General features: G+C 38.5%; 3 protein-coding genes. All 3 read left to right on the top strand.

All coding sequences use genetic code 11. The features are described 5' to 3' along the window. Nucleotides 1–2958 (top strand): amidohydrolase family protein (locus tag E1171_RS07310; RefSeq protein ID WP_155205357.1); only part of this gene is annotated, 2958 nt, incomplete at its 5' end. 58 nt (nt 2959–3016) lie between these two features. After that, nucleotides 3017–4330 carry an amidohydrolase family protein gene (locus E1171_RS07305; protein ID WP_155205356.1) on the top strand — a complete coding sequence of 438 codons (1314 nt, stop codon included), beginning with the start codon at nt 3017–3019 and terminating at the stop codon, nt 4328–4330. Nucleotides 4331–4672: 342 nt separating this feature from the next. Continuing rightward, nucleotides 4673–5056, top strand: a 384-nt coding sequence (locus tag E1171_RS07300; RefSeq protein WP_155205355.1) for a serine hydrolase, incomplete at its 3' end; no start/stop codon positions are given.

Below are 5056 nucleotides of genomic sequence, written 5' to 3'. Positions count from 1 at the left end.
GCTCAGGATAACTTTCCGAAGAATGGCGTTCAGGATAAAAGACCTGAAGTTTATGCCTTTACAAATGCTACTATTCAGCTGGATTTTCAAACCTCAATAGAAGGAGGAATCCTTTTGATTGAGAAGGGAAAAGTAAAAGCGGTAGGGAAAAATATTAATATTCCTACCGAGGCCATCATTATCGATTTAGGAGGAAAATACATTTATCCTTCATTTATAGATCCCTATACCAATTATGGTCTTCCTGAAGTGAAGAAAGGAAAACGTTCGGATCGCCCACAGATTGAAAGCAATGAAAAGGGGGCTTATAACTGGAATGAGGCAATAAAGTCTTATTATACTGCTGCAGAGGAATTTGAAGTTGATCCTAAATTGGCCAAAGAACTTCGAAATCTTGGATTTGGTGCAGTAGCTTCCTTTAGACCAGATGGAATTGCCAGAGGAACTTCGGTATTGGTCAACTTGGGTGAAAAAGGGGAGCAAGAAGAGATCTTAAATGAACAGGCTGCCGCTCATTTTTCTTTTAAGAAAGGTTCATCCAGACAGACTTACCCAAGTTCATTGATGGGGTCTATCGCTCTGTTGAGACAAACCTATTTGGATGCCAATTGGTATAGTGAGCAAAAAGATGCTTCCTTTCATGATTTGTCATTGGAAGGCATCAATAAAACCAAGGCCCTTCCGCAAATTTTTGAAGCTTCCGATAAGTTGGATGTCCTAAGGGTAGATAAAATTAGGAAGGAATTCGGTATACAATATATCATTAAAGGAGGGGGAGATGAGTATCAGCTGATTAATGAAATCCAAGCCACTGATGCTGCCTTAATCGTGCCTTTGAATTTTCCCAAGGCCCTAGATGTGGAAGATCCTTTTGATGCCCTAAATGCCTCCTTGAAAGAAATGAAGCATTGGGAACTTGCACCAACAAACCCATCGGTGCTAGCTGCTCACAATAGGAATTTTGCTTTTACCACTGATGGGTTGAAAGAAAAGAAAGATTTCTTGAAGAATCTTAGAAAAGCAGTAAAAGCCGGATTATCAGAAAAGGATGCCTTGAAAGCTCTTACAGTTAATGCTGCACAAATGCTACGTGCCCAGGACTTGATTGGTGCATTGAAGAAAGGAATGATTGCTAACTTCTTTATTTCATCTGATAATATCTTTAAAGAAGAGTCCACTATTTATGAAAACTGGGTTCAAGGAGAGCGTTTTGTTTTGGCCGATTTGGATCAAAAGGATTACAGTGGAAATTATAAATTACATGTGGCCGGAAAGGTTTATGATCTGGAAATTTCAGGGAAAGCGATGGCTCCTAAATTTCAAATTATTGAAAATGATACCACCAAAATTAAAGTTAGTGGTAAGATCGATGAAACATTGGTGAATTTAAGCTTTTCCCCTGATGATAAGGGAGAGGTAAGGTTATCAGGATGGATAAAGGATCAAGAATTCCAGGGAAAAGGCCAGCTGGCAGATGGAAAATGGATTAGTTGGGATGCCCAATATGCTGCTCCATTGAAAAAAGAGGAGAAGGAAGAAAAAGAGGACAAAGAGGAAACTCCTGTAGAATTGGGTAAAGTTACACATCCATTTGTTGCTTATGGGGATGAACAACTTCCTAAATCTGCTACATACCTGATTAAAAATACAACTGTTTGGACTAATGAAGAGGAAGGAATTCTAGAAAATACTGACGTGTTGGTGAAGGATGGTAAAATCCAACAGTTGGGGAAAGGTTTATCGGCTTCTGGTGCCATTGTAATTGATGGAAAAGGTAAACATCTGACTACTGGAATTATTGACGAGCATTCTCATATTGGTATCAGCAAAGGTGTAAATGAAGGTGGGCAATCAGTTTCTGCCGAGGTGCGCATAGGAGATGTAATTAATTCTGAAGATGTAAATATTTATCGACAATTAGCTGGTGGGGTTACTTCTGCTCAATTATTACATGGCTCTGCTAATCCAGTAGGGGGACAATCTGCTTTAGTAAAATTGCGGTGGGGTAAATCTCCTGAGGAAATGAAAATTAAAGATGCTGATGGATATATTAAGTTTGCACTGGGTGAAAATGTGAAGCAATCCAATTGGGGAGATTATAATACCATTAGATTTCCTCAGACTAGAATGGGAGTAGAGCAAGTCTTCTTTGATGCCTTTACAAGGGCAAAAGCTTATGAAAAAGAGTGGAATGCATATAACTCACTTTCTTCAAGAAATAAGAGAAAAACTGTAGCTCCAAGAAAGGATTTGGAGCTGGAGACTTTAGTGGAAATTCTTAATGCAAAACGTTTTATTACCTGTCACTCCTATGTGCAATCGGAAATAAATATGTTGATGCAAGTGGCCGATAGTATGGGCTTTAAGGTCAATACTTTTACGCATATTTTGGAAGGGTATAAAGTGGCGGACAAAATGCATAATCATGGCGTGGGTGCCTCAACTTTTGCTGATTGGTGGGCATATAAATTTGAAGTTCGAGAGGCAATTCCTTACAATGCCACCTTGATGAATGGCCAGGGAGTGGTTACTGCCATTAATTCTGATGATGCGGAAATGGGAAGACGATTAAACCAAGAAGCTGCCAAATCGGTGAAATACGGTGGAATGTCAGAAGAGGAAGCTTGGAAAATGGTGACCTTAAATCCAGCCAAACTATTACACTTGGATGATAGAATGGGAAGTGTGAAGGCAGGTAAAGATGCAGATTTGGTTTTATGGTCCGATAATCCTTTGTCTATATATGCCAAAGCTGAAAAAACTATGATTGACGGGGTGATTTATTTTGATTTGGAGCGTGACCTAGCTCAAAGAGAAGCCATTAATACAGAACGGGCTAGGTTAATTAAGAAAATGAGAGAAGCTAAGGCCAATGGGGAAGGTACTAAAAAGGTTGTGCCGGAAGCAAAAGCATTATGGCATTGTGAGGATCTTACTACTTTTTCTTATAGTTGGTAACAGACTTTAAGGTTTTCTTATGGACTCTTATTATTTTAATTTAAAACCAATTTTGATCATGAAAATTTTAAAATATATATTCATCTTAATCTTGTTGTGCAGCTTTGCTGGAGCTAGCTGGGCTCAAGCACCTACCCCTGCAGCTCCTCAAGCAAAATCCATAGCCTTGGTAAATGGTACGGCTCATTTGGGAAATGGAGAGGTGATTGAACGCGCTCTTCTCACTTTTTCAAATGGGAAAATAGAATCCGTAGCAGCAAATAGTTCTGATGTTAATCTGGATGGATATGAGGTCATTAACATAGAAGGAAAGCATATCTATCCTGGTCTAATTTTACCGGCCACTGAATTGGGTTTAGTTGAGGTAGAGGCTGTTAGGGCCACTCGTGATTTCAGAGAAACAGGTTCGCTTAATCCAAATGTTCGTGCTCTGATAGCATACAATACGGACTCAGAGCTTATTCCTACTTTACGTTTTAATGGAATTCTATTGGCGCAAGTCACTCCTCAGGGAGGATTGGTATCAGGAATGTCTTCTCTGGTCCAATTGGATGCCTGGGATTGGGAAGGTGCTGCCTACAAAAAGGATGATGGAATTCATGTAAATTGGCCAAACCGGTTTAATCGTACAGGATGGTGGGCTGAACCTGGCGGCTGGAAAGAAAATAAAAACTATGATAAACATGTAAGTTCATTAGAGTCCCTATTTAGTGATGCCGTTTCATATGCCAAGGCGGAGCAAAAAGTAAAGAATGCAAAGCTGGAAGCATTAGAAGGCTTATTTGAAGGTAGTAGAACTTTATATATTCATGTGGGTCGTAGCAAAGAAATAATCTCTTCTGTAAATTTTGCCAAGAAGCTTGGGGTGAAGAAGGTGGTGTTAGTAGGTGCCGAGGATGCCTGGTTGGTAAAAGACTTTATTAAGGAAAATAATATTCCGGTGATATTGTCTAACCTTCATCGTTTACCATCCAGACCTGAGGAAGATGTCGATTTACCATTTAAATTGCCGTATTTACTGCACCAAGAAGGTATTTTGGTAGGACTGGGTTACCAGGGGGTGATGAGTTCTCGAAATCTTCCGTTCTTCGCTGGGACAGCAGCCGCTTATGGCTTGAATAAAGAAGAAGCCCTTCAAATGGTGACCTCCAATACTGCTCAAATTTTAGGTATTGCCGATAAAACCGGTACTTTGGAAACTGGAAAAGATGCTAACCTGGTGATTTCTGAAGGAGACTTGTTGGATATGAGAACCAACAACCTTGAAAGGGCTTATATTCAGGGAAGGCAGATCCAACTGGATGCTAAGCAACAAAAATTGTTTGAGAAGTATAAGGATAAATACCAGAAAGAAAATGTTTCTAGACTTTAAATAATTGGTGAAATTTACAGAGCTTATTTAAATGATAATTAAGAGGTCCTTCCTTAGGGCCTCTTTTTTTTTACTTATGGTTGTAGTGGTAAGGAAATATTAATTCTAAAAATAGATTAGTCATTTTGAAAACTCGTTTTTGTTTCATCCTCATACACTGCGCATTAGACACTTGCACCCTCTAGATAATTATCCTATTTTTGATAAGTTAAAAGGTGCCCTTTCCGAGCGGGGAGCTGTTAAATTGCGCCAACGCACAATAAATGGATTCTAGAAAAGCACAACAGTCAGCTGCTGGACCTTTGATTGCAATTTTATTATTACGAAGTAACATTTTACAATATGTTTCGCCTTTCTTTTAAAACTATTATTGATATGATAGGAAAACTTTTTGTTTTCTGTTTACTAGTGTTAAACAGCTACTCCATATGTTTAGGACAATCAATAGAGATAACAATTGACAGCATTGCCAGAGAACATTTCCACAACAATGAAAATGCAGGATTGGCAATAGGAATCATTAATGGAAAAGAGTCCAATACGTACTATTATGGTGGAAAGTATACGAAGTTAATAAATGACATAGATTCTACAAGTTTGTTTGAGATTGGTTCAATAACTAAACTTTATACCGCTTTTATTTTTACATCCTTAGAGCAGGAGGGGATACTAAATAAAAGTGATTTACTAATAAATTATTTGCCTGAAGACATTAGTAGGAATAAG

This window comes from Xanthovirga aplysinae (genome assembly GCF_009711365.1).
Classification (GTDB): Bacteria; Bacteroidota; Bacteroidia; order Cytophagales; family Cyclobacteriaceae; genus Xanthovirga; species Xanthovirga aplysinae.
This window is presented reverse-complemented; position numbering and strand designations above follow the sequence as displayed.